Source organism: Porphyromonas pasteri (genome assembly GCF_014647755.1).
GTDB lineage: Bacteria > Bacteroidota > Bacteroidia > Bacteroidales > Porphyromonadaceae > Porphyromonas > Porphyromonas pasteri.
In genome coordinates this window covers 200,259-225,994 of the sequence record NZ_BMPU01000002.1, presented here as the reverse complement: position 1 = coordinate 225,994, position 25,736 = coordinate 200,259, and the positions used below count along the sequence as shown (strand labels likewise).

Annotated in this window: 20 protein-coding genes; 11 read left to right on the top strand and 9 right to left on the bottom strand. The window is 57.9% G+C overall.

What is annotated here, in order from left to right; genetic code table 11:
- The 6 genes from IEX77_RS04425 to IEX77_RS04400 all read left to right on the top strand — a co-directional run bounded on the left by IEX77_RS04425 (nt 1) and on the right by IEX77_RS04400 (nt 7,767).
- Nucleotides 1-813: a hypothetical protein gene (locus tag IEX77_RS04425; protein ID WP_188807901.1), complete on the top strand. Its 813-nt coding sequence runs from the start codon at nt 1-3 to the stop codon at nt 811-813.
- 18 nt (nt 814-831) lie between these two features.
- A complete protein-coding gene (locus IEX77_RS04420; protein WP_188807900.1) occupies nt 832-1,941 on the top strand; it encodes a hypothetical protein in 1,110 nt (369 codons plus the stop codon).
- Nucleotides 1,942-2,426: 485 nt separating this feature from the next.
- Nucleotides 2,427-3,587, top strand: a complete 1,161-nt coding sequence (locus IEX77_RS04415; RefSeq protein ID WP_188807899.1) for an ABC transporter substrate-binding protein — start codon at nt 2,427-2,429, stop codon at nt 3,585-3,587.
- Between the two features lie 3 nt (nt 3,588-3,590).
- The gene (locus IEX77_RS04410) at nt 3,591-4,625 is read left to right on the top strand and encodes a FecCD family ABC transporter permease (RefSeq protein WP_188807898.1); all 1,035 of its coding nucleotides are present in this window, start codon (nt 3,591-3,593) and stop codon (nt 4,623-4,625) included.
- A complete protein-coding gene (locus IEX77_RS04405) occupies nt 4,612-5,646 on the top strand; it encodes an ABC transporter ATP-binding protein (RefSeq protein WP_188807897.1) in 1,035 nt (344 codons plus the stop codon). The genes IEX77_RS04410 and IEX77_RS04405 overlap by 14 nt, the downstream gene beginning before the upstream one ends.
- A 15-nt stretch (nt 5,647-5,661) precedes the next feature.
- A complete protein-coding gene (locus tag IEX77_RS04400; protein WP_188807896.1) occupies nt 5,662-7,767 on the top strand; it encodes a TonB-dependent receptor domain-containing protein in 2,106 nt (701 codons plus the stop codon).
- A 92-nt stretch (nt 7,768-7,859) separates the two neighbouring features.
- Here the strand turns inward: IEX77_RS04400 and IEX77_RS04395 are convergent, their stop codons facing one another.
- Together IEX77_RS04395 and gap are read right to left on the bottom strand one after the other, a co-directional pair.
- Nucleotides 7,860-9,341 (bottom strand): PepSY domain-containing protein, encoded by a 1,482-nt coding sequence (locus IEX77_RS04395; RefSeq protein WP_188807895.1) that lies wholly within the window; start codon nt 9,339-9,341, stop codon nt 7,860-7,862.
- Between the two features lie 113 nt (nt 9,342-9,454).
- Nucleotides 9,455-10,459, bottom strand: coding sequence for a type I glyceraldehyde-3-phosphate dehydrogenase (gap, locus tag IEX77_RS04390; protein ID WP_188807894.1), 1,005 nt, complete (start codon nt 10,457-10,459; stop codon nt 9,455-9,457).
- A 785-nt stretch (nt 10,460-11,244) separates the two neighbouring features.
- Here gap and IEX77_RS04385 point away from each other — a divergent pair.
- Both IEX77_RS04385 and IEX77_RS04380 read left to right on the top strand, forming a co-directional pair.
- A complete protein-coding gene (locus tag IEX77_RS04385; protein WP_188807893.1) occupies nt 11,245-11,592 on the top strand; it encodes a hypothetical protein in 348 nt (115 codons plus the stop codon).
- A 107-nt stretch (nt 11,593-11,699) separates the two neighbouring features.
- Nucleotides 11,700-14,009, top strand: coding sequence for a TonB-dependent receptor domain-containing protein (locus tag IEX77_RS04380; RefSeq protein ID WP_188807892.1), 2,310 nt, complete (start codon nt 11,700-11,702; stop codon nt 14,007-14,009).
- Between the two features lie 164 nt (nt 14,010-14,173).
- On the opposite strand, the gene IEX77_RS04375 is transcribed toward IEX77_RS04380, so the two are convergent.
- From IEX77_RS04375 to IEX77_RS04345, 7 genes are all read right to left on the bottom strand, one after another.
- Nucleotides 14,174-14,971: a UDP-2,3-diacylglucosamine diphosphatase gene (locus tag IEX77_RS04375; RefSeq protein ID WP_060935703.1), complete on the bottom strand. Its 798-nt coding sequence runs from the start codon at nt 14,969-14,971 to the stop codon at nt 14,174-14,176.
- A 5-nt stretch (nt 14,972-14,976) separates the two neighbouring features.
- A complete protein-coding gene (locus IEX77_RS04370; RefSeq protein ID WP_188807891.1) occupies nt 14,977-15,306 on the bottom strand; it encodes a metal-sulfur cluster assembly factor in 330 nt (109 codons plus the stop codon).
- A gap of 71 nt (nt 15,307-15,377) precedes the next feature.
- Nucleotides 15,378-16,988, bottom strand: coding sequence for an ABC transporter ATP-binding protein (locus IEX77_RS04365; RefSeq protein ID WP_188807890.1), 1,611 nt, complete (start codon nt 16,986-16,988; stop codon nt 15,378-15,380).
- Nucleotides 16,985-18,127, bottom strand: a complete 1,143-nt coding sequence (locus IEX77_RS04360) for a nucleotidyltransferase family protein (RefSeq protein WP_188807889.1) — start codon at nt 18,125-18,127, stop codon at nt 16,985-16,987. The genes IEX77_RS04365 and IEX77_RS04360 overlap by 4 nt, the downstream gene beginning before the upstream one ends.
- Nucleotides 18,124-18,390: a PqqD family protein gene (locus IEX77_RS04355; RefSeq protein WP_044114951.1), complete on the bottom strand. Its 267-nt coding sequence runs from the start codon at nt 18,388-18,390 to the stop codon at nt 18,124-18,126. Before IEX77_RS04355 ends, IEX77_RS04360 begins: the two co-directional genes overlap by 4 nt.
- A 41-nt stretch (nt 18,391-18,431) precedes the next feature.
- Nucleotides 18,432-18,851 (bottom strand): RNA-binding S4 domain-containing protein, encoded by a 420-nt coding sequence (locus tag IEX77_RS04350; RefSeq protein ID WP_044114952.1) that lies wholly within the window; start codon nt 18,849-18,851, stop codon nt 18,432-18,434.
- Between the two features lie 123 nt (nt 18,852-18,974).
- Nucleotides 18,975-20,597, bottom strand: a complete 1,623-nt coding sequence (locus IEX77_RS04345; RefSeq protein WP_188807888.1) for a glycogen/starch synthase — start codon at nt 20,595-20,597, stop codon at nt 18,975-18,977.
- Nucleotides 20,598-21,464: 867 nt separating this feature from the next.
- Between IEX77_RS04345 and IEX77_RS04340 the strand changes: the two genes are divergently transcribed.
- From IEX77_RS04340 to IEX77_RS04330, 3 genes are read left to right on the top strand one after another with little or no spacing between them, the layout of a single operon-like run.
- Complete coding sequence (locus tag IEX77_RS04340; RefSeq protein WP_229770793.1) at nt 21,465-23,480, top strand: TonB-dependent receptor; 2,016 nt, start codon at nt 21,465-21,467, stop codon at nt 23,478-23,480.
- Between the two features lie 13 nt (nt 23,481-23,493).
- Nucleotides 23,494-24,681 carry a YncE family protein gene (locus tag IEX77_RS04335; protein ID WP_188807887.1) on the top strand — a complete coding sequence of 396 codons (1,188 nt, stop codon included), beginning with the start codon at nt 23,494-23,496 and terminating at the stop codon, nt 24,679-24,681.
- Entirely contained in the window at nt 24,681-25,736 is a 1,056-nt protein-coding gene (locus IEX77_RS04330; RefSeq protein ID WP_188807886.1) for a PKD domain-containing protein, read from the top strand. The genes IEX77_RS04335 and IEX77_RS04330 overlap by 1 nt, the downstream gene beginning before the upstream one ends.

The window sequence follows — 25,736 nt, the reverse complement described above, 5'->3', positions numbered from 1 at the left end:
ATGACTCTACGACAGCTATGCAGAGGCTCGCTCCTCCTGCTGCTCTTTGCGCTCGTCCCACTCCTCACGTCTTGCGACCCCAAGGAGCCGACCAACGAGCTACTGAATAAGCGCCACGATAATCCCTCCTACGTGATCTTCACGCTCAAGGAAGCCAAGCTCAACGACCCCACCCGCTGGGATGCTGAGCCCACACTCGCCGATATCACCCTCACGGGCCGTGAGGAGAAGATGACTCTCTCACTCACCAGTAAGGGCTTCCTTGCCAGCGAAGAGCAGGGCGTATCGCAGTTCTCCGTCAAGAGCACCGATACTGAGTCGGATGTCGTCTACCTCCTCGAGATCGACTACCTCGATGCGCGCCGTGAGCTGATGAACGGACAGTTCATCGAGAACGGCCAAGACCGCATCCACCAGCACTTCTTCGAGCGCTTCACCCGTGAGTTCATCCGTGGCAAGTGGCGCACCTACGCCGTCAAGGAGCCCGAAGAGCTCGGCTATGACTATCGCTACGTCGACGTCACGCCGTGGAATCAGCCCTACAATGCGCCCGAGAGCAAGTTCACGGGCACAAGCAATCCCATGGGCTTCAAGGGCCTCATCCGCTTCACGCGTGCCGACTGGAAGTTCCTCTTGACGATCATGCTCATGCATGCGCACCAGCCGAAGATCTACAACGGTCAGGCGATGCCCTTCTACAACAACCTCTATTATCCCATTGACCAAGAGTCGGATATCTCGCTGAACGTCACCTTCGTCGTCGACGCCGGCACCACCGACCTCACGGGTCGCGAAGAAGCTTCTTCTAACTAATTAATCCCTCAGACACTTATGACAACGAACCGTCTCAAGGCTTTTGCCTTCGCTGGTATCGCAGCCCTCAGCCTCGTCGCTACGGCCTGCTCCGGTAAGTCCAATAACGAACCCGTCGTACCTCCGGCACCCACGCCCACACCTTCCCCTGTCACCCCCAGCTCTGACCTCGACATCGCCAAGGTCGTCATCCGCCTACAGATCGGCCACCTTCACGGCAAGAAGAGCTTCCACTATCTCCCCTCCGAGGCTGACCTCGAGAACCGCAACCTGCAGGATGAGCAGGTCGTCACCTACACCAAGCAGGGAGGCCAGTGGAAGCTCAGCGAGAGCACGGCGAAGATCGGCACACAGACCGTGACTTATACGCTCGATAAGCTCCTCGCCCTGCGCTGGAGCGACACACGCCGTGAGAACCCCTTCACGGGCGATATCTCGGGTAGCGACTACCCTCAGTACGGCATCCTCTTCGAGTGCTACAACTCGAAGGGCGAGCTCCTCGACAAGCAGCTCTCCGCTAAGGGCGCCTACCAGCTCTTCATCTACCCCTCCGACGTCAAGGACTACGACAGCCAGTCGGCCATCACGACCAAGTCGGACTTCTCCGATGTCTTCGAGTACACGAACCTCGACACGGAGGACTTCACGAAGTCGGCTCACCACGGTCAGACGAAGTTCCGTGACGAAAAGGACCCCGTCAACCTCAAGGGCTACGCTATCTTCCCAAAGCTCGGCTCACAGATGACGCTGAACTTCGACCTCTACGCTACCACGAAGGGTAAGCTCGAGGGCGGAAACGCCTCCCCCGTCTACGCCCCTAATGCGACGGTGAAGGCTGGTAATCGTCTCCTCCACCTCAGCATCCCCCTTTACATCTACGGCCCCTACTCGATCAAGCAGTACGCCTCGACGAATGATATCAAGCATCCGCTGCGCCCCATTGAGGACTTCACCGCTGGGGTTGTAGAAGATGAAGACCCAGAGGGTAAGGAAGTGCCTCTGGCGAAGGCTGCGGCTTATCGCCTCGAGAAGATCCTCGGCAAGCCCTGGGCGAATATCGGCCCTGACTTCACGGACAACGCTGTAGCTCCCCGCGCCAACGAGAAGACGGGCGGTATGTTCTATTAGTCCGATCGACCCCACTCCATAAGCGAGCGGCGGCAGTCTCCGATGGGGGCTGCCGCCGTTCATTATATGATGGCTGTACGTCTTCTGCGAGGAAATGCCCCGAGCTCTACGAGAAAAAGCGGCGTAGCACTACGCCGAAAACTTTGTCCACGCACGTAGATCTTAGGACTACGCACGTGGATGATAGGATGTACGTACCAAGATTATAAATCCACGCACCAAGACGAAGGAAAAGCTGTATAGGAGCCGACTTATAGCACTACGGGGACGGCCGTTTTTCTTCTACTCTTCGGGGGAAAGGGCTGTATAGCTCGCTACCCCGTCATCGTAGCGGAAGAGCCGTGCGGCGGGGAGGTATGCGGGGCATTAGATGAGGGGCGCAAAGCGCTCTATATGAAGAAGCGGTATTCTTCTTGTACCTTTGTAGCGGGAATTTCGGTTCCCCTCGCCTCTTTGGAGGCACACCTATCCTAATGTAATTACGCATGACCAAGCCTTTACTTCTCCTTGCGTGCCTCCTTATGCTCTTGGGGAGCTGCACAGGACACTCCAGCCAGCGTACGGCTGCCACAGATAGCATCGTCGCCGACAGTGCGGACTTCGCGCATGCCGTGCACTTCGACCATGCCAAGGGCATCCAAGTAGCTAACCATCCTGGCTACAAGGAGGTGCTCATCTTCACCCCCGACGAGCCCGATACCCTCGCCCGCTACATCCTCTATCCTCGCGACCATAAGCCCGAGGTGACTGCCCCTGGCGCACGCTTCATCGCTGTACCCGTGCGCACCATGGGTACGCTCTCCACGACGGAGATCGGGGCGCTGACGCTCCTCGACCTGCGTGACGTCCTCGTGGCATGTAGCGACCCGCGCAACATCAATGACAGCATCCTCGCCGAGCGCACGCGCCGTGGCGAGATCGCTGAGATCGGCCGTGGCATGGGGCGCAATGTCGAGCAGATCATCGCCACCCACCCCGAGATCATCATGCAGGGTCTGCAGGAGTCCGATGCCAAGGACGAGGACATCCGCGCCTCGGGCATCGAGATCGTCTTCTTCAACAACTGGAAGGAGCAGAGCCTCCTCGGGCGTGCCGAGTGGATGAAGTTCGTCGGGATGCTCTTCGGGCGCAATGTCCGTGCCGAAGAGACCTTCCAGCGCATCGAGCGTGAGTACCTCGAGGCGAAGAAGATCGCTGCGCAAGAGCCCGACTTCCTCCCCGTCCTCTACGGGCAGGACTACAAGGGCTCATGGTACGTCCCTGGCGAATACTCCTACGTCACCTCGATGCTCACCGACGCGCACATCAAGTATGACTTCATCCCTGGGCAGGTAGCGAATAAGCCCATGAGCTTCGAATACGTCTTCAGCCGTCACCGCCACGCCCCCGTATGGCTCAGCATGATGGTCGGCAAGGACATCACCCTGAAGGACTTCCTCTCGATGAACGAGCGCTACCAGCACTTCGACGCAGCCAAGGCGGGCAACGTGTGGATCGACCGCAAGCGCGTCAATGAGTACGGGGGTAATGACTACTGGGAGAGTGGACCCTACAACCCGCACCTCATCCTGAAGGACCTCATCAAGATCACGCGTCCGCACCTCCTCCCCGACTACGAGACGACCTACTGGGTCAAGCTACAGTAGCCCATGCGCGCACGTCACTCGATCCTCTTCCTCCTCATCTCGCTCGGCATCGTCGTGGCCTTCGTGCTCGACATCATGTGGGGCAGCGTCTCTCTGCCTGCGAGCGACGTCATCGACACGCTCCTCGGACGTGGTGAGCATACGACGACGAGCTACGTCGTCCTGAACTTCCGCCTGCCGAAGGCGCTCACCTCGCTCATCGCTGGCGCAGGGATCTCTATCGCAGGCCTGCAGATGCAGACGCTCTTCCGCAACCCCCTGGCCGATACCTCGATCCTCGGGATCAATAGCGGTGCAGGCGTGGGCGTAGCGATCTATACGATGGCTTACACGCTCTTCCCCTCGCTCCTCTCTACGGCAGGCGTGGCGGACACGTGGGGCATCATCCTCGCCGCCTGCATCGGCGCCCTCAGCATCCTCTTGATGATCTCCGCCGTCTCGAGCCGTCTGCACGACATCGTCTCGGTACTGATCGTCGGGGTGATGATCGGCTTCCTCTCCTCGAGCGTCATCTCCATCCTGCAGTACTTCAGTGACGAAGAGACGCTGAAGACCTACCTCATCTGGAGCTTCGGTAGCGTGGCGGGCACGACCTGGCGCCAGCTGCAGCTCATGCTCCCCGTCGTCCTCGTCGGGCTCATCGCAGCCCTCCTCATGCCGAAGCAGATGAATGCCCTCGGCCTCGGGGAGAACTATGCGCGCTCCGTCGGGACGAACATCCGTCTGGTACGTCGCCTGCTCATCGTCATCACCAGCATCATCACGGGCTGTATCACGGCCTTCACGGGGCCTATTGCCTTCCTCGGCATGGCCGTCCCGCACTTCGTGCGTCTACTCTTCCGCACGGCCGACCATCATATCCTCGTCCCAGCGACGATCCTCTCGGGCTCCTTCCTCCTCCTCGTGTGTGACCTCCTGACGCAGGCCCCAGGCCATCAGTTTGTCCTCCCGATCAATGCGATCACCTCGCTCCTCGGCGCCCCCGTAGTCATCCTCGTCGTCCTGGGTAATAAGCGTAAGCGCGATGCCTTCAAGTAAGACACAGCACCTCACGATCGAGCTCCGCCACCTCCGCACAGGCTACACGGAGCGTCGCCGTAGCGTCGTCATCTCCCCCGACCTCAGCCTCTCCATTCGTCCTGGCGAGATCGTCATGCTCATGGGTCCCAACGGCAGTGGGAAGTCCACGCTCATGCACACCATGGCAGGCCTGCTTCCACCCCTTGCAGGCGAAGTGCAGCTGGGCGAAAAGCCCCTCTCCAGCCTCACGATGAAGGAGGTCGCTCGTCAGCTGAGCCTCGTGCTCACCGAGCGCATCCCCGCCGGTAATATGGACGTCTGGGAGGTCGTCACCATCGGTCGCTACCCCTATACGGGCTTCCGTGGTGTGCTCAGTGCCGAGGACAAGCGCATCTGCGAAGAGGCGCTCGCCACGTGCCGTCTCACGGAGCTGCGTGAGCGTATCTTCGACACGCTGAGTGACGGCGAGAAGCAGCGCGTGATGATCGCCCGTGCCTTAGCACAAGAGACTCCACTCATCCTCCTCGACGAGCCCACGGCGCACCTCGACCTCCCCTCCCGTCTGGAGGTGACGACGATGCTCCGCACGCTCGCCCACAAGCTCGGCAAGAGCATCCTCATCTCCACGCACGAGCTGGATCTGGCCCTCGGCTGGGCGGATACCATCTGGCTCCTCGACCGCTCGGGAGCTATCACAGCCAAGGCACCCGAAGACCTCATCCTCGATGGCGATATTGAGCGTGTCTTCGGTGACCCACGCCTGCGCTTCGACCAGGAGCGAGGGGAGTTCTCCATCGCCGAAGAGCCAGGTCAGCAGATCCATCTCACGGGCGAAGGCCTACGCTACAGCTGGACGTGCCGTGCGCTTCACCGCCTCGGCTACGGCATCATCTCTGGCGACCTACCTCCCGAGACCAGCAGCATCACCATCAGCGAAGCGGGCTGGATGCTCCGCACCCCTACGGGGATCACTACCCAGCATCACTCTATCACCGCGCTCCTCTCCGCCCTCGGAGAGCGCAGTGCACCGGTATATTAACCAAGCAAACAACGTATGAAACAAAAGCTAACGCTTCTCATCGCGGCGGTCTCACTGGCCCTCCCGCTATCAGCAAGCACCACGGACAGCCTCCGTACTGCCAATATTGACGAGGTCCTCGTCTACGGTACGCGCTCCATCCTTCCCCTGAAGAAGGTGCCCAGCAAGATCGAGGTCATCAGCGCCGAGACCATCCAGCGCTCGGGCTTCACGAGCCTGCCCGACCTCTTGAAGAACCACAGCAGCGTCGACATCATCCAGTACCCTGGCTTCAACGCTACCGTCGGTATCCGTGGCTTCAAGCCAGGTAAGGCCTATACCACCGTGCTCATCAACGGGATCCCCACGGCGTCGGAGAACATCTCCACCATCGCCCTCTCGGACATCGCACAGATAGAGATCCTCAAGGGTCCCTTCTCCTCGGTCTATGGCACGAATGCTATGGGCGGTGTCATCAACATCGTCACCGTACAGCACAAGGAGCAGCTCACGGGCCGCGTCTCTGCTACGGCTGGTAGCTACGACACCTACGCCGGTACGCTCGCTCTCGGTGGGCGCATCGTCTCGGGCCTGTCCTTCGACCTCAGCGCTGGCTATACCAGCGAGCACACGAACTACAAGGCGGGTAACAACGATATCCTCCGTCACAACAGCCTCGCCAAGGCTATCGTAGACCCCGAGACGCGTGGCGCTACGATGCCAGGTAGCACCCATGGTGTCTACACCGGTAGCCTTCGCCTCGGCTATGATTTCTCTCCTAACTGGTCGGTGAACGCCTACGAGAACCTCTTCATCGGCGACGCTATCCGCACGGGCGGTAGCATCTACGGTGTCTACGGCCTCTCGCAGAAGGACGTCACGCGCTCACTCACTTCGCTCGAAGTCCTCGGGCAGGTCGGCATCCATCGCCTCGCACTGCGCCCCTACTACTCCTTCGAGGTGTCGCAGAACTACAACAAGGCTGGTAGCGATGCCATCATCACCTACCGCCGCAATGGTCAGGACTACGGGGCTATCCTGCAGGACGACATGACCCTCGGCGCACACCGCCTGACCCTCGGTGCCGACTACAAGAAGAGCGACACGAAGACCAAGTCCTTCGACGCTACGGGCGCCCAGAAGGCGAGCTACAACCCCGACTACTCGACCTCCAGCCTCGGCTTCTTCGCCCAGACGAACCTCAGCGTCACCGAGCGCTTCATCGTCTCGGCGGGTGCACGCCTCGACCTCATGCGCTTCGACCTCAGCGCCGATAGCCGTCTCAATAGCGAAGCTAAGCACGAGCAGCACCTCGTCTTCAGCCCCAACCTCGGCCTGAAGTATGAGCTCGCCCGTGGCCTACGTCTGCACGCCTCTGCTGGGACGTCCTTCGCTGCTCCTGACGCCTACCGCAAGGCGGGTCAGTACACCAACGGCAAGACGACGACCGTAGGGAATCGCGACCTGCGCCCCGAGAGCTCGCTGACCATCGACGGGGGGATCGGCTATACCAACTATGAGAAGGGTATCGACCTCGACGCTACGTACTTCTACACCGACCACAAGGATATGATCATCGACAAGGTCACGACGAATCCCGACAAGACGGCTACGAAGACCTTCGTCAATAGCAACAAGGCGCGCATGCACGGCCTCGAGCTGCTGGCCGCCTATGACTTCGGTAGCCTCGTGGACTACGCCTTCTCACTGAAGGCCTACGCCAACGCTACGCTCCTCCTCCACTCGAAGATGAAGCTCGCTGCCGCCAGCGACTGGACGCCTATCAAGTATGTGCGCTCGCAGAACATCACCTTCGGCCTCGACTTCACTACGCGCGAAGGCCTGCAGTTCGGCCTCTCGGGTCGCTACATCGGCCAGCGCTGGGAGGACAACTGGTTCAGCTACTACTCCAATATCCGCACGGGGCTCGCTGCACGCGTAGCTGCTGAGCAGCCCGACTGGGGCGGTCGTCTCCAGCACCCCTCGGCACTGATCTTCGGTGCTTCGCTGCACTACACCATCAAGCAGCGCCTCGGTCTGGGGGTCAATGTAGACAACCTCTACGATGAGCACTACACCGAGAAGGACGGCTACCACATGCCTGGCCGCACGGTACGCTTCAAGCTTAGCTACCAGTTCTAAGCCCCCCTGCTAAGGACTTCCCCTAAAAGCACGTATCCCCCACGATCCGCTCGGGTCGTGGGGGATACGTGTATATAGGTGGGTGAGGGCGCTTAGTGCTTCTTCTTCCCACGACGACGCAGGAGACGGCGCACATAGTCGAAGGCGAGCATCAGCCCCGTCAGCGAGGTGATAAGCCCGATGATCATAAATGCCCACATCACGACGGGCCATGCCCCTGGGGTATTCACCAAGGGAGCGAACTGCAGGCGGTGGAGCTTCATGAACATCCACGCATCGATGCGCTCACTATCCGCATACATACGCCACATACCCGTCTTGGGATCGACGTAGTAGGTATGGTGGTCCTTCGTGTCGATGGCGATGCGCCAGACGGGCAAGGGGAGCTTGCCAGCGCGGTGGATGTAGTACGTGTCGTACTTGTCCATCAGCTCGGCCGTGTAGTGGTGCCCTTCGCCGAAGACCGTGCGGATCTCGGTGACGATCTCGGCGCTATCGAGGCTGAGGCGCTTGGGTGCTACGGAGCGACCATCATAGTAGTGCGCCTCCTGCCCATCAGCCTTCAACACGGGGATATGCCCCAGCGAGGTGAAGGTCAGGGCGCGTAGCTCGGGCTCTGCCTGACGCAGGGCCGTGAGGTCGGTGCAGTAGTCCGTCATGCCGAGCGGTCTTCCCTCGAGCTGCTCCACGGGGTAGTCCGTCGTCTCGGTATGGGGGAAGTGCACGACGGAGAGGAGCCCCGTCAGCACCCATGCGATGATGAGCACACCGCCGACGGTGCCGAAGAAGTGGTGCCACTGGTAGCGCTTGCGGGGGAAGGGCGAGAAGAGCTTCGCCGCCTTCTTCTTCGCACGGCTACGGTAGTGCACGATGCCGAGGTAGAAGCCCGTCAGCGCCATGAACGTACCGATAGCGCCGAGGACGATGATGACCCAGCGCCAGAGGTCGGCACGCGAGCGGATGTAGGTGAAGTAGATCCAGTGCGGGATAGCACCAGCCCACGACCAGAGGCGCTCGCTGCGGGTGGACTCCTGCAGCACGTCGCCCGTCACGCTCGAGACGTAGACCTCATGCCCCGCACCACCGGTGAGAAGGAGGCGGTAGAAGGGGAGATCCTCCCGAAGGCTCGAGAAGGGCGTCCACTGGTCAAGCTCCGTGATGGTGTCGATGCGCTCGATGCGCTGCCCCCAGCGAGCGGCGATGGTCTCCAGATACGCTCTATCAAGCTGGAGCGTGCGCAGGCTGTCGCCATCGAAGGCCAGCTCACGGCGCTCCCCCTCTACAGGGCGGATGACGAGACGCGCACGGCTGTCGGCATACGTCCCGCCAGAGATCTTCAGGCGCTCCAGCGGCACCGTGTCAAGCTGGAGGGAGGTGAAGAGGGCGTGCAGGCTATCTGTCGTGGGCAAGCTCTCGGGCAGACGGGCACTGTGCTTCAGCTCCTCGTCCAGCGAGTACTTGGGATAGGCGTGGTAGATAAGGACAAGGCCTGAGACGAACCAGGCCACGAAGAGGACGCTCATCAGCGCACCGAGGAAGCGGTGCGTGCGCGTCATGAAGGAGCGAAAGGTCATAGTTAGGTCGAGGTCTGTGTGGTAGTAGAGGGTAGATAGTAAGAGATCAGCCCCCCACCATACCATAGGCATAGCGGGGGGCTGATAAGAGCTTTATGAACTCGGTCGGGGGATTAGCCGTTGACCTTAGCCATGTGAGCTACGAGGTCGAGGACCTTGTTGGAGTAGCCGATTTCGTTGTCGTACCAGCTGACGAGCTTGACGAACTTGTCCGTCAGAGCGATACCAGCCTTAGCGTCGAAGATAGACGTACGCGTGTCTCCGAGGAAGTCGCTTGATACGACATCTTCGTCCGTGTAGCCGAGGATACCCTTGAGTTCGCCTTCAGAAGCCTTCTTGATAGCTTCGCAGATCTCTGCGTAGGTAGCAGGCTTAGCGAGGTTGACCGTGAGGTCAACGACAGAGACGTCGAGGGTAGGAACGCGGAAGCTCATACCGGTGAGCTTACCGTTGAGCTCGGGGATGACCTTACCTACAGCCTTAGCAGCACCCGTAGAAGAAGGGATGATGTTGCCAGCTGCAGCGCGGCCACCACGCCAGTCCTTGGCAGAAGGACCGTCGACAGTCTTCTGCGTAGCCGTCGTAGCGTGAACCGTGGTCATCAGACCGTCGGTGATACCGAAGTTGTCGTGGAGGACCTTAGCCAGAGGTGCGAGACAGTTCGTCGTGCAAGAAGCGTTAGATACGAACTGCGTGCCCTTGACGTACTTGTCGGTGTTGACACCGCAGACGAACATAGGCGTGTCGTCCTTAGAAGGAGCAGACATGACGACGTACTTTGCACCAGCGTCGATGTGACCCTGAGCCTTGTCCTTAGAGAGGAAGAGACCCGTTGATTCGACGACGTACTCAGCGCCGATTTCGTTCCACTTGAGGTCAGCGGGGTTCTTTTCGGCGGTGACGCGGATCGTCTTACCGTTGACCACGAGGTGGCCATCCTTGACTTCGACCGTACCGTCGAAGCGGCCATGCATCGTGTCATACTTGAGCATATAAGCCATATACTCTGCATCGAGGAGGTCGTTGATACCTACGATCTCGATGTCGCTACGCTTCTGGGCAGCACGGAAGACAAAACGGCCGATACGTCCGAAGCCGTTGATACCTACTTTAATCATCTTTATTATTCGTTTCGTTAAACTGATTTACTGAATCTCTCTGTTGCTGGATGATAGCCCCTTGGTGAGGGGAACATCTCGCAGTACAAAATTACAGAAATTTATCCACACCTATGGTTTATTTCCGAAAATATTTTGGTAAGTGCGCCCTTACCGCCCATTTTGCCCCGCAAACCACCCCATAAAGCCCCACCAACGACCTGCCGACGACCCGCTCCCCGATGTTCCTTCGCTCCCCTTCACCAGCCCTTTGCCTATGCGCCTTCTCGAAGGGTAAAAAGTAACCAGTACTGGTCACTCGTCTGACCAGTACTGGTCGCAGCGCGAAGCAGTAGTGGTTGATATCAGTTACCAGTACTGGTCACTTCGGCGACCAGTACTGGTTCGCATCCCCCCCTCCTCCGTCCTGTCGTGGTAGCCTTTCGCTATAGCTCTATCTATGATAGACACCGCTTGCACCACCACCCTACCACAGGGTGATAAATCAACCTATATTGGTCGGCGGGTTGACCTATATTGGTCCGACGACGAAGCTATATAGGTCTCGATGACAACCTATATAGGTCAACCTGCCGACCAATATAGGTTCATACCACCCCCATCCGCAAGACGGCATCCACCACGCCCGTAGCAGGCTGAAGCCCAGCGCCGTGGGAAGCACCTTCTCCCCCCCTTGTTGCCGTGATTGATTTCTTGCTACATTTGTGATAGCAATCGTCTTAACATAACTCACGATACCATTATGAAGAAGCGAAGCCCTTCAAGCCCTTTTCGGCTGTGTGTGTGTGAGCGCCCTCGCCTCATGCGGTAGCCAGCGGGCCCTCCACTTTGCCCAACGCACCACCCTTGACCCAAGCACCAACACCATCCAGGTCAACGACAAACCCATCTTCAAGGTCGCTACCTCGGCACTGAACCTCAAGGAGGAGCAACTTGCACTGAACAAGGACGCGCTACCGAAGGAGCGGGCAGCGTATATCGCCTCCATTCTCAAGGAATGCCACTCGACCCAAGACACCATCATCGCCGCTTCGCCGAGCTTCACCCTCGTAAAGAGCACGGGCACTCATAGTAAGCGTGATGTCGGCTACATGTATAGCTATCAGCTCGACTTCGAGTCAGGGCGCTATTAAAGGTTTGCTATGTTGATGTTATAAAGGTATATGGAAAGGGAAATGATAACTATCCAGATCCTCGATGTCCACATTCTATAGATAGAGAACTTAGATTATAGATCACGATGATGTCTGCAAAGAGAATTTCTGTGATTGTGTGCTTTCTTTGGGCGCTTATTTTTAATAGTGCCGTCCTGCACGCTCAAGATAGCGTTGTGATAAGCGCACGTATTGTAAACGCTCAAGCACAGCCTGTGGAAAGAGCGTCCATTAGTCTTTATCGCCTGGCTGATCAAACGCTGCTAGGGCGGACAATTAGCGATAGTACAGGGCAATTTGTATTAAAGTTGCCTTCGGAGTGCTTTGTGCCTTTTCGCCTTAAGGTCAGCTGCATTGGCTACCAAACACTGGAGGGCGCCTATCATCAGACGGAGCTCGGTACGCTGATGCTCCGCGATGATGTGCACCAGCTTCAGGAGGTCGAGGTCAACGCAAGTATGGTCCGGGAATTTTCTTCACATAGTACCTATAGGATTGATTTGAAGAAGGCAAAGCTTTTCTCCAACTTCCTTGAGTCCTTAACTCTTATCCCAGCTCTTAGCTTAGATACAAGCCGAGAACTTAAGGCAACGAATGGGGGAGAAGTCATTATCTTGATCAATGGCGTAAAGTCTACACAGACGGCCCTTGCTGCGCTGGCAGCGGAAGATGTCAAGAGCGTTGAGCTTTATGATACACCTCCGGCGCGCTTCGCTACTGCAGGTATCGGCGCGCTAATCAATGTCATCACCAAAGAGAAGATACGGGGAGGAAACTTATATCTAGAGGCCAATGATGCGGTAACAGCCTGGGATGGGAAAAATCGCTTGGGGATTAACTACACCATCGATCGGCTGCGCCTGAATGCTACATACAGCAATATTTATTGGCGCTATAAAGCCAGCGAAGATGAAGAAATACGCTATCGTTTCTTAGGGCAAGATTACTATCAGAAGAAGACCGGTATCGTAGCTCCAGGTGGACGAGATAACAATGAGTTGCAACTAAGCTGCAGCTATAGTGTTCCCAAGAATTATCTACTTAGCTCATCGCTCCTACTGCATCACTATCGACAGGACCTTCGGACAGATCAGATCGTCTCTGACGGAAGTCTCTCCGGAAGCAAAATCAGCAAAGGGAATGGCAATAGATATACAATGTATGCTGTGGATCTTTACGGTGAAAAGGTATTGGCAAAGGAACATTCGCTGCTGTGCAATCTACACTACACGGATTACACAACAAAGGTCGATGCCTACTACAACGCTCTCAGCTATCGGAAGCAAACAGATATGGACGGGCATAAGAAGTCCTTTATCGCTGACGCACAATATCGCTACTCTTCCCAAATGTTTAGTACTTCGATTGGAGCTAAAGGTCTTTTTGAGTACAATGCACAGCAGCTCCTTCTTCCTCAAAACAAACTAATCGAATCATTCCGTAGGAACATACGCGGCTATGGTGATATCTCGTGGATGAAAGGTGCATTCAGGCATCAAGCAATACTTGGGCTCGAGTATAACAGTTCTCGTAGCCCTCAGCTATATCAATCGTTCGAAAGCCTACACTTCACGCCGCTGCTGCGTAGCACGTGGGTGATCAGGGCGGGGACATCACTGAGCCTTTCGTATCAACACCGTGTCACAGCTCCTACAATATCAATGCTGAGCAATACACCTATTCCTAACGCTCCGCACTATGTGTATATAGGCAATCCGAAGCTTACTCCGTCAGCTGGACACAATCTATTCCTTTCCTTTAATATGCGCACGTCGTACGTCTCGGGACAGGTAGGACTTTTCTACTCCCATACGAGTAATGCGATCGTACCTTATCTGGAGGAGCGAAGTGAATACATCGTCAAATCATATAAAAACATTGATTCTAAAGCGCTCTTGGGAGGTAGCGGGAAGGTAAACGTAATGCCTTGGGGAGATCCACGTCTAGTACTTACATTAGAGGGTGATCTGTACCAGCAAGCATTCTATATAAAGCCCGAAAACAGCTTTAATTTATCGGGGCGTCTCTTTGCGAGTCTTAACCTGAACACAACGCACTGGGTGGGATTTCTTTTCATCCAAAGTCGCCGGAAGATATTAGATGGCCAGTTTATCCTTCATAGTCCAGCCTATAATGCTGCTGAGCTGTGCTACCGTCTGAACCCTGCGCTTATGTTTGGAGTAGGAGGAAAATACTTATTCATGGAAACCGATGGCTATGGCAATTCAACGGATCGGTCTGCAATCCTTTCTTCTAACAGCTGGCAGGTTACTCCGACCCTGATGAATACAATCTACCTAAAGCTCAGTATCCAGCTAAATATGGGACGAAAGGCTCAAGAGCAAAGACCCAAAGCAAACAACCGCGACACCGACTCCGGACTGCTGACTCTATGATCGTAAAGACGCGCCCAGAGCTTGTATTGCAACAAGAAGACCAGCAGAGAGGGCAAGCGCTTTTAGCTCTCACCGTATGAGCCATAAACATACAAAGCGCCACGGGCTCGGTAGCATCGGCTACCGAGCCCGTGGCGCTTTGGTGGGAGCGGTGAAGGGCGGGGCTACGCTTCGTCTTCGATGAACTGATCCACGAAGAGCGACGTGCCGTCCCACACCGCAAACGAATTGTACTGGAGCCAGTCGCCGAGGATGACGATACGCTTGTCGCCACGCAGCGCCAGGTCGATCAAGAGGTGACGATGCCCGAAGAGGTAGTAGTCGATCTCGGGGTGCTCGGCAGCATAGGCCTTGGTCCAGCGCACCAGCCACTCCTTCTCGACGTCGAAGTAATCATTCTGATAGGCGTGGGGCACCTCGCCGAGGGTGGCACGCTTGAGGCCCTTCTTTCGGCTACGCAGCGAGCAGGAGAGAGCGAAGCCTACCGTCCAGCGTGGATGGACAGCGGCATAGAGCACCTGCGCCAGACGGCAGCGGAAGAGGCGGTAGAGGAACTTATCCATGCGGCGGTAGCCACAGTACTCCTCGTCGCCATGCGCCAGACGGAAGGTCTTGCCATCGAGCTCGATGACCTCGGCGTGGTGGTGGACCTGCGCCCCCAGCTCCGTCTGCATATAGTCGGCGAACCACACATCGTGGTTGCCCGCGAAGAAGTGGATCTCGATACCACGGTCGCTCATCTCAGCGACTTGCCCCAGGAAGCGCACGTGCCCACGGGGGACGACCGCACGGTATTCGAACCAGTAGTCGAACATATCCCCCAGGAAGTAGACCGCACGCGCCTCATCCTCAATGCTCCGCAGCCAGCGCACCAAGCGCTGCTCTACAGCACGAGGATCCGCATGATAGCCCGACCCCAGGTGGGCATCGCTGGTGAAAAAGACCTTCTTGCGCTCGCTCATCGCTACTAAAGGAAGCCTAACTCCAGCATCGCCTCTTCGCTCATCATATCCTTGTTCCACTCGGGCTCGAAGGTGAGCTGTATCTCGACACCCGTGACGCCCTCGACGTCCTCGACCTTCATACGCACGTCCTCGAGGATGAAGTCGGCGGCGGGACAGTTGGGTGCCGTGAGGGTCATCGTGATGGTGACGAACTTCTCATCGGTGAGCTCCACGCAGTAGATCAGCCCGAGGTCGTAGACATTCACGGGGATCTCGGGGTCGTAGACGGTGCGTAGTGCAGCTACTATATCTTCCTCTATACGGAGGTATTCGTTCTCTAATTCTTCTTCCATAAATATTCGTTGAGGGGAGGGTAAGGCTCCCCCGTAGTATAAACAATTAACGTGGGGAAACGGACATCTTGCTACAGCTGTAGCGTGCGGTCACAGGCCGCGGCGACGTCAGGATGGTGGGTGATGAAGATGATAAGGCGGTCGGAGGCGTGCTCACGGAGGTTCTTGAGGAACTGCGCTTCCGTGGCTTGGTCAAGCGCCGAGGTGGCTTCGTCGAGGAGGAGGATACGCCCAGGACGAAGGAGCGCGCGAGCGATAGCGATACGCTGTGCCTGCCCTTCGGAGAGGCCCAGCCCGCGCTCACCGATGGTCGTATCAAGGCCCTTCGGTAGCTCGAGCACGAAGTCCGCGATAGCCAAATGCAGCACCTTATGCAGGTCGGCCTCCGTAGCGAACTCATCGCCGAGGAGGAGATTCTCACGGATCGTCCCGCTGAAGAGCGAGCCGCCCTGCGGGACATAGACGAAGTTGGAGCGCGTCGTCTCGCTCACCACATAGCTACTGCCACCCGAGTAGAGGCGGATAGCCCCCTCGACTGGCGCGACAAGGCCGAGCAGTAGACGCAGGAGCGTGGTCTTCCCAGCGCCCGTACGCCCCATAAGCGCCACCATCTCGCCCGTCGAAGCCTCGAGGGAGAAGTGGCGGTAGATCCACTCTTCGCCGTCGGGATAGTGGAAGCCCATATCCTCGACAGCGAGGCGGATAGGGCTGGTGAGCTGGACACTGCGACCGATCTGCTCGGTCTTGAACTCGAGGAGATGCGCCAGACGATCCAGCGAGCTCTTCGCAGAGATAAGTGTCGGCAGGAGGCTGATAAGCGTCGTCAGCGGACTCTGGATGCGTGCCACGAGCTGGAGGAACGACGTCATAAGTCCGAAGGAGATCGTGCCACCATACAGCCCGCGAGCACTCCAAAGGAAGGCCACGAGGTAGCCACACGAGAAGGCTCCCTGCATGATGAGGTTCGCGAAGACCGAGACGAAGGTCTGGCGCTTCACCGCACCGAGGTACTGCCCTTGGCGCATCGCCAGATGGTCGATGGAGGAGGCTTGGTGCTCGAAGGTACGGATGACGGTCTGGTTCAGCAGCGACTCCTGGATGTGCGCCGTGATCTCGCTCTCCGACTGCTTCATCTCATCGGTGTAGCGACGCATGCGCTTGTAGTAGACCTTGCTGAAGACTGCGAGCAGCGGCATCCCCACACCGAGGATAAGAGCCAGCGGAGGGCTGAAGTAATACAGGAGACAGAGAGCGCCGATGAGCTGTGCTAAGGCGATGAGAGCCGACGGCAGGGACGTGACGAAGAGGGCGACGAGGCTATCGGTGTCCTTGAGCATGCGCACGACCATATCACCGCTGTGCATCTGCCCGAGATGTGACCAGCGCGTGTAGAGCAGGTGTGCAAAGACCTTCGACTGCACGGCATTGCTCATGCGTGCAGCGGTATAGTTCGAGAGACGGACGGTGATGACTCGGCAGAGGACCTGCAGAGCGAGTGTGAGGATGAGCGCTACCGAATAGGTGTGTATGGAGCCACCGCGCTGGTGTGCGGCGATATCAATGACGCACTTCGATAGCCAGATGAAGATCAGGTTGGTGGAGACGGTCCCCAAGCCAAAGAGGAGGATCAGCAGGATGCCCCACTTATGTCCTCTAAGTATGAAGCGTACGAGGTCGATCATCTCCGCCGACGGATCATGAGCATGAGGTGCCCAAAGACAGAGCCCCAGATGATGCGCGAGGCATGGGTCGGCGTGATGGCGTAGAGTTGACGTGAGCGGCGCGTCTTGAAGCGGAACTTACGCCAGTTGGTCACCCACTTATTCTGCGCCTTAATAGGGCGCTGGGCGAAGCCGAAGTTCCCACTATGCATCACGTCACGGATGATCTGCTCGGTGTGCGGATCGTCCTGAAGCAGCAGGGGGAAGGGGAAGATCTCCGGCGAGACACGCAGGTAGCGGATAGCGGCCTGCGCGAAGAGCTGCATGGGGTAGAGGATGTCGAGATCCTTCGCCATGCTGAGGATCTTCTCTTCGTCGAGCTGGCCCTTGAGCTTAGTCATCATCAGCAGCCAGTCGCTGTACTGACGGAAGCCAACGCCCCAGTGAAGCCAATGGAAGAAGAGATGGATGAAGATATAGACGACATTCAGCTCGTGGGGGAGCGTCTTGATGGTGTAGTCCCCATGGTGCTGGGTGATGAGACTCCCACTGCTGATAGCCTCTTGGACGAGGGCATCGAAGTGTCTATTGTGGCGCTTGTGGTCGAAGAAGACGGCACGAGCGTGGTTCTCCACGATGGTACGACCGTAGGTGAAGGCCGTATGGCCATAGCGCACCTCGGAGTCATCGTGGAGCTTGTGACCGGCCTTGCGCAGGAGCTCATTGCCCCGCTCGTAGTCGGCATCCGAATAGAAGAGGACATCCAAGTCGCCTCCAGAGCGGAGTGCGGCATCGGGATAGAAGCAGCCAAGACTCAGCCCCTTGAGTAAGATGAAGGGCAGGCCTGCGGCTTCGTAGGTCTTCTGTAGCTGGCCTAAGGCTTTGGTTAGATAGGCATTACCCCGCCGTGTGAGCTCGATCTCGGAGAAGATCATCAGGCGCATGTCGCGGTTGGGCAGGGCTTCCTTCGGCAGGGTAAGTATACGGTCCCCGACGAAGGCCGGCACTGCATGCGATGTCGCTAAGCGGTGGATCCTACGCCACGACGCTTCCTCCAGACCCGTGAAGTCACGAGCCTCGGGGAGCTCTGAGTGTAGGGCACAGCTCAGGAGCTTGAGGAATAGCTCCTCATCATGCGAGAGCGGGGCTATTTGGCTCAACAGATGATCCCGGCCTCTTTGAGCATTTGCGAAAGGAGCTCGACGTCTGCACGTGCCTGCTCCTGGCTCACTTCATAGCGGTCGGTGAGTAGCTCGACCCAGTCCTCAAGGGTGAAGTCGCGCTCACGCACGCTCTCGATGAGGTAGGCTGCACTATCGTTGAGGCTCACCGCCTGCGTGTAGTCCAAGCTATCTCCCGAGCCTGCGATCATGATGTACTCATCCGCAATCTTACGTAGAGAGATGTGGTCTTTAATTCTCATTATCTGTGATACGTTTGTCATTTAGTCGTCTGTAGGGGTAGCTAATCCCAGTCCTCATCCCAGTCGAAGAGGTCGAGATCCTCAGGCATATCCTCGGCGAACTGATCCAGATCGCGGCGATCCTTCTTCGTAGGACGCCCAAGACCCTTAGCTCGATCGACGAAGCCCGAGATACGCTGCAGCTCGAGCAGCTCATACTGTGCGGCGGGCGTGACGTTCTCCATAAACTCAGGCACACGCTTAGCGCCGACACGGCTCGCGAGGAGCTCTACCACTCGAAAGGAGTATTCGACCGGAGGCTTACGCACCGAGACGATGTCACCTCGCTGGAGGGTACGTGAGGGCTTGACTGTCACCCCGCCGATGCTGACACGCCCTTTCTTGCACGCGTCTGTGGCCAGCGAACGGGTCTTGAATATGCGGACGGCCCAGAGCCACTTATCGACGCGTACTTCTCCCATGCTTTGTCGTATATAATTACAGCAAAGATATGTATTCTCTTTGAAGAAGTAACATAAGCAGCGCCCTCCCCGCGTTCTATCGCGTGCGCACGCGCCCAGTTCCTTATATATAATAGGTATAGGCTACGGCATGAGGGCGTAGGCGTCCTCGTAGTGCTGATAGAAGAGCTTCCAGTCAGCACAGCGCGCCAGCTCGTAGGCTTTCTTGCGCTGGGCCTTCTGCTCGTCGGGCGTCAGTGCAAGCTGCTCGCCGATGAGACGGGAGATCGCCTCGATGGTCTCGGGGATGTTGGTATCCGTGCGCTCGACGATATGCACGGGCTTGTGAGGGGCGGAGGCGAAGGGCTTCTTCGTCTGCTCTTCCTCAGCCCACAGGCCGAAGCCCGCCAGCGTCGTCGTGATCGTAGGCACGCCATAGCGCACACTCTCCAGCGGCGTATAGCCCCAGGGCTCGTAGTAGCTGGGGTAGATGGTCAGGTCCATACCCACGAGGAGGTCGTAGTAGCTCTGATCGAGGATACCGTCGAGCCCATTGAGGTAGCAGGGCACGAAGACGACCTTCACACGGCGGTCGGTGCGGTCGAGGCCACGATGACGGATGTGGCAGACGGCACGGTCATGCTCGGTATTGTACAGCCAGTGGCTGAGCATAGGGTACTGCAGGGGGCTCTCCTGCTCGTCCTGCGGATGTGAGAGGAGGTACTGCAGGTCGGCACGGGGGCCAGCCTGCCATGCAGGCACGAGGAGGAAGGCCACGATGTCGCAGTCACCCGTATAGCTCTCGGCGAAGTGGTGCAGGGACTCGATGAAGAGGTCGATCCCCTTATTGCGGTACTCATAGCGCCCGCCGAGAGAGATGAAGAAGGAGCGTGCAGGATCGATGTGCTGCCCGTAGAGGCGCGAAGCCACAGTAGCAAGGAGACGGCGTGACTTACGGCGCTTCGAGAGCATGGGGGCAGCGAGGGGGGAGGTCCCGACGTGGAAGCCATTGGGCAAGACGACGGGTTCGCGCCCGAGGAGCTGCTTGGCTTCGCGGGCGGTGAGCTTGCTGACGGTAGCGAAGACGTCAGCCTTGTGCGCGGCGAGCTTCTCTACCTCGTGCTTGGCTTCGACACCGAGCTCGCGTGCCATCTGGTCGCCATCATAGGCATCCATATAGGTGTAGAGTTCCTTGTCATTCCCTGCGATAGAGCGGCCGACGGTCGTGGCGTGGGTGATGAAGAGCGTGCGGACGCTGGGGGCTTGCTGTCGCAGGTAGAGGAGACCCATGGCGGTCTGCCACTCGTTGAAGATAGCGATGGTACGCTCATCGCTGCGCCAGGCGGCGATACTGGCCATGAGGCGTGCGGCGGCGATACTGAAGAGACTGCTCTCGTCATAGTCCCCATAGCCCTTGTCGCTCTCGAGGCCATAGGCCTTCCACAGCTCGAAGTAGAGATCATCCTTCTCCCTCCACAGGGGCTTGAAGTCCACGAGGAGTACGGGGGGCTCACCCTCGATACCCCAGCGGCCTGCTACGACACGCAGACCGAGGCTCGGGAGGACCTCTCGCAGCCAGCCTTGGAGCTCGGGGATATCTCCGGGGGTGAAGTCAAGGGGCAACGCCGCACCTTCGTCGGCGAGGAGTGGCCCGATAAAGCATACCTGTGCGGGGTGGTGCTGGGTCATCACGTCTGCACGTGAGGAGAGGACGGTATAGATCCCTCCCATCTTATTGCAGACTTCCCAACTGGTCTCGAGGATCATAATCGTAGTACAGTGAAGGTAATGAATGTATCTTGCCGTGAGGTCCCAGCCAGCCAGGCTGTAACCTTTGTCTCAAAGTTAAGCATTCGCCCCCAAATTACCACATCTCCTTTTTACATTTCCTTAGCAAGCCCCAACCCACCCACGGGGAGCACCCTACCCTATCGTGCGCAACGCGCTCTACACCAGTGCCATCAGCACGAAGAGCACCCATCACTTGAGCTACTTCTCACGACTCGCAAGAGGTACTTCGTATCGTGCTCTTTCTCAAGAGCCTACGAAGGCGGAAAAGTAACCAGTACTGGTCACTCGTCTGACCAGTACTGGTCGCAGCGCGAAGTAGTAGTGGTTGATATCTGTTACCAGTACTGGTCACGTCGGTGACCAGTACTGGTTCGCATCCCCCCCCTTCTTGTCGTGACTGCTTTTCGCTATAGCTATACCTATGATAGACGACGCTTGCACCACCCCACTACAGGGAGATAAATCGACCTATATAGGTCGGCGGGCTGACCTATATTGCTCCGACGACGAAGCTATATAGGTCGCGATGACGACCTATATAGGTCAGCCCGCCGACCAATATAGGTTCACACCACCCCCCTTCCCCAAGACGGCATCCTCACCGATCTTGCCCCCCCGCTGCACTCCCCGCTGAAAAGGCTAACTTTGATAGCAAAGTAGCCCCGTCTTTAGGCGCTTCGTGAGCCAACGGCTGGCGCAGCTGGCGAGATTGACCGTCAGCCCTCGCATCATCACGTTCGCGGGCAAGCCCACCAAAAGCCTTACCTTTGTACTCAATAGCTGGTGTCAGAGAGACGCTACCATAACAAGCTCCCCCTCTGACTACTAACTGAAACCGACTTAATGAAACTTCATCATAGCAGACAGCGTGCGCTCCTGCTCTTGTGCCTCCTGCTCCTTCCCCTGACCAAGGCTTGGGCTGCTGGGCATATTGACAGTATCCACGTCCTCGAGGGCGTGGTCGTCACGGAGCGCTTGATCCCGAAGGATGTCATACCCGCACAAGTCTTGGGCGGGCGCGACCTCCAGCGCCTTAGTGCCGTGAGCGTAGCTGATGCCTTACGCTACTTCGCAGGTGTCCAGATCAAGGACTACGGCGGCATCGGGGGGCTGAAGACGGTGAACGTGCGCAGTATGGGCTCCCAGCACGTGGGGGTCTTCTATGATGGCCTGCAACTGGGCAATGCGCAGAACGGGCAGATAGACCTCGGACGCTTCTCCCTCGACAATATGGAGACCGTCTCCATATATAATGGTCAGCGTAGCACCATCCTCCAGCCTGCGAAGAGCTTCTCCTCGGCAGCCGCGCTCTACATGACGACGCGCCGCCCTACCTTCGCCACCCAGCGTAGGACCAATCTCAAGGCCGCTCTCAAGGCAGGCTCCTTCTCCACCATCAATCCCTCCCTCCTCTACGAGCAGCGCCTCTCCCCCACCCTCGACCTCTCGATGAGTGGCGAATACCTCTATACCTCGGGGCGCTACCGCTTCTCCTACAAGAAGAAGGACGGCTACGACACGACGTCCGTTCGCCACAATGGCGACGTCCACTCCCTGCGCCTCGAGACGGGGCTCTTCGGACGACTTGACGAAGGTGAGTGGCGCGCCAAGGCTTATCTCTATCGCTCGGAGCGTGGCTACCCCGGAGCCTTCGTGCGCGAAGAGCCGGGGAAGTTCAAGCATGAGGACCGTCAGTGGGATACCGACGTGATGGCGCAGGGTACACTGCGCAAGACCTTCGGGCAGTACACCCTGCTGGCGAATGCGAAGTACGCCTACGACTACCTCCACTACCTCTCCGACCCACGGCTGGATGTGACGACGATGTACGTCGACAATCACTACCACCAGCAGGAGGGCTATCTCTCCACCGCCCACCAGCTCAGCCTCGGCGACGACTGGCGCGTGGCACTGGCCTCCGATGCGCAGTACAATAGCCTCACGGCCGACCTCTACGCCTTCGCCTACCCCACCCGCCTCACACTCCTCACCGCAGCGGCTGCCGACTACAGCCATGGCGGGCTGAAGGCACAGGCCAGCCTCCTTCACACCTACGTCCACGACTGGACGAAGGCCAAGGACGGCCAAGCCCCTGAGAAGAGCGAGTGGACACCCACCCTCATCGCCAGCTACAAGCCCCTGAGTCAGCACTACCTCAGCCTGCGCGGCTTCTACAAGCGGATCTTCCGTATGCCGACCTTCAACGACCTGTACTATACCTTCATCGGGAATAAGTACCTCCGCCCCGAGTACACCACGCAGTACGACCTCGGCGTGGTCTACACGAAGGCCTTCCAGCACGGAGCCCTGCGCCGTATGGAGGTGCAGGCAGATGGCTATCTGAACTATGTCGATGACAAGATCATCGCCATGCCGACCTCGAACCAGTTCCAGTGGACGATGGTCAACCTCGGGCACGTCCGCATCCGCGGTATCGACCTCGCCCTCGAGACGCAGTGGCTGCTGGGTGCCGTCACCGCCTCGACACGCCTCACCTATACCTATCAGAAGGCCCAAGACCTCACCGATCCCTCCGACAGCTACTATGGAGGACAGATACCCTATATCCCTTGGCACAGCGGATCAGCCATCGTCACCCTCGGCTGGCGTGGCTGGGAGCTGAACTACAGCTTCATCTACACGGGCGAGCGCTATGATGCCAGTGCCAACATCCGCGAGAACTATATCCGCCCCTGGTACACCAGCGACCTTACACTATCTCGCCCCTTCTCTCTCCGTGGCCACAGCCTACGCCTGACGGCTGAAGTAAGCAACATCTTCGACCAGCAGTACGAGGTCGTGCGCTCCTACCCTATGCCTGGCGCCCACGCCAAGGTCAAGATCGAATACACACTATGACCACCAGCTAGCTATGAAGACTTCATCCATCACCCGCTTACTCCTCTGGGTAAGCATCTTTGCCTTCTCCCTATCCTCCTGTCGCAAGGAGGATGAGATCATCCCCTCTACCGAAGAGCAAGGGGGGAAGCCAGAACCTGCTGGCCCGATTAAGGGCTTCTTCCTCCTCAACGAGGCGAACATGGGCTCCAATAAGTCCACCCTCGACTACTACGACTACGAGACCGGTAAGTACACCCGCAATATCTACGCCGAGCGCAATCCCAATGTCGTCAAGGAGCTCGGTGATGTAGGTAACGACCTACAGATCTATGGCAACCGCCTCTATGCCGTCATCAACGTCTCCCACCTCATCGAGGTCATGGACGTAAATACAGCCAAGCACATCGGGAAGATCTCCATCCCCAACTGCCGCTACATCGTCTTCAAGGATGGCTTTGCCTATGTCAGCTCCTACGCTGGCCCTGTGAAGATCGACCCCAATGCCCGTCTGGGCTACGTCGCCAAGGTCGATACCGCTACCCTCAAAGTCGTAGCGGAGTGCCCCGTAGGCTACCAGCCCGACGAGCTCGTCATCCACGGAGATAAGCTCTATGTCGCCAACTCGGGTGGCTACCGCGTCCCCAACTACGACAAGACCATCTCCATCATCGACCTGAAGACCTTCACCGAGCTGAAGAAGGTCGATGTGGCGATCAACCTCCACCGCCTAGAGCTCGACAACTATGGGAAGATCTGGGTATCCTCTCGTGGGGACTACTATCATGTCCCCTCGAAGATGTTCGTCTTCGACCCCAAGACCGAGAAGGTGACCAAGACCCTCGATGTCTCGTGCTCCAACATGACCCTCTCCGGAGACTCCCTCTTCGTCTACAGCACCGAGTGGAGCTACCTCACTGGGGAGAATACCATCAGCTATACCGTCATCGATACCAAGACTCAGAAGGTCATCGACCGAGACTTCATCAAGGACGGCACAGCTAAGGATATCAAGATCCCCTACGGCATCGCTACCAATCGTGAGCGTGGTGAATTCTATGTCACCGACGCTAAGAACTACGTCACCCCAGGCAGACTCCACTGCTATGACCTCAAGACCGGTACACGCAAGTGGTCCGTCAAGACGGGTGACATCCCTGCACACTTCGCCTTCACCCGATACGAACTCCAGCCCCTCAAACCCCAAACGCCACAACAGTAATGAGACCTCAGTATATCCAGCGCGCCTTCATGGCGCTCACCCTCGTCGCCTCGCTCACCCTCGCAGCATGTAAGAGCGATACCCCCACGCCGCAGCCACAGCCGGTCTTCCCCAAGCCCGACGTCAATCCCAATGCGACGCCCTACGTCACCCGTGTCCTCGAGTACCTGCCTGCTGTCGGCCAGTTCACCAACACCCTCCCCGAATATGAGGCGGGTGACACGCAGGAGGATATGAACCGCAAGGCCCTCGAGTACCTCAAGGATAACCAGCGCGGCCTCGTCACCCTCGGAGGCTGGGGTGGCTACATCATCGTGGGCTTCGACCACACGATCCTCAATGTCCCTGGCAAGCGTGACTTCCGCGTCCTTGGCAACGCCTTCTTCGGCAACAACAACAAGGAGGCCTACGAGGGCGGGAGCTGTGAGCCTGGTATCATTATGGTCGCCTACGATGCGAACCGCAATGGCCGCCCCGACGAAGACGAATGGTACGAGATCGAGGGTAGCGCCCACGTCGACCACACCAAGGAGCCTTGGTACGCCCTCGTCAAGACGAAGGTCCCTGGTGCAGACCTCAACTTCTACCGCGACTTCGAGATGACCTACCACCGCCCCGCCAAGGAGCCCGAGTCCAAGGACGGCTGGGGCACCTACATCCGCTGGGAGGACAACAAGGGCAACTCCGGCTACAAGGTCAAGAACCAGTGGCACGCACAGCCCTACTTCCCACAGTGGGTCAAGGGCGACAAGCTCACCTTCCGCGGTACGCGCCTCCCACAGAACTCCCAAGACCAGAGCGGCGTCGGCACGTACTATGTGCTGTATAAGTTCCGCTACGGCTATGCCGACAACGAACTGAACGACCGCAAGGACTCCGCCATCGACATCGACTGGGCCGTAGACAAGAAGGGCCGTAAGGTCCACCTCCCAGGTGTCGACTTCATCAAGATATATACGGGCGTAAATCAGGAGAACGGCTGGCTCGGCGAATGCTCCACCGAGATCGCTGGCGTCAATGACCTCCACGTCCTCAAGGAAGACATCCCTAACTAA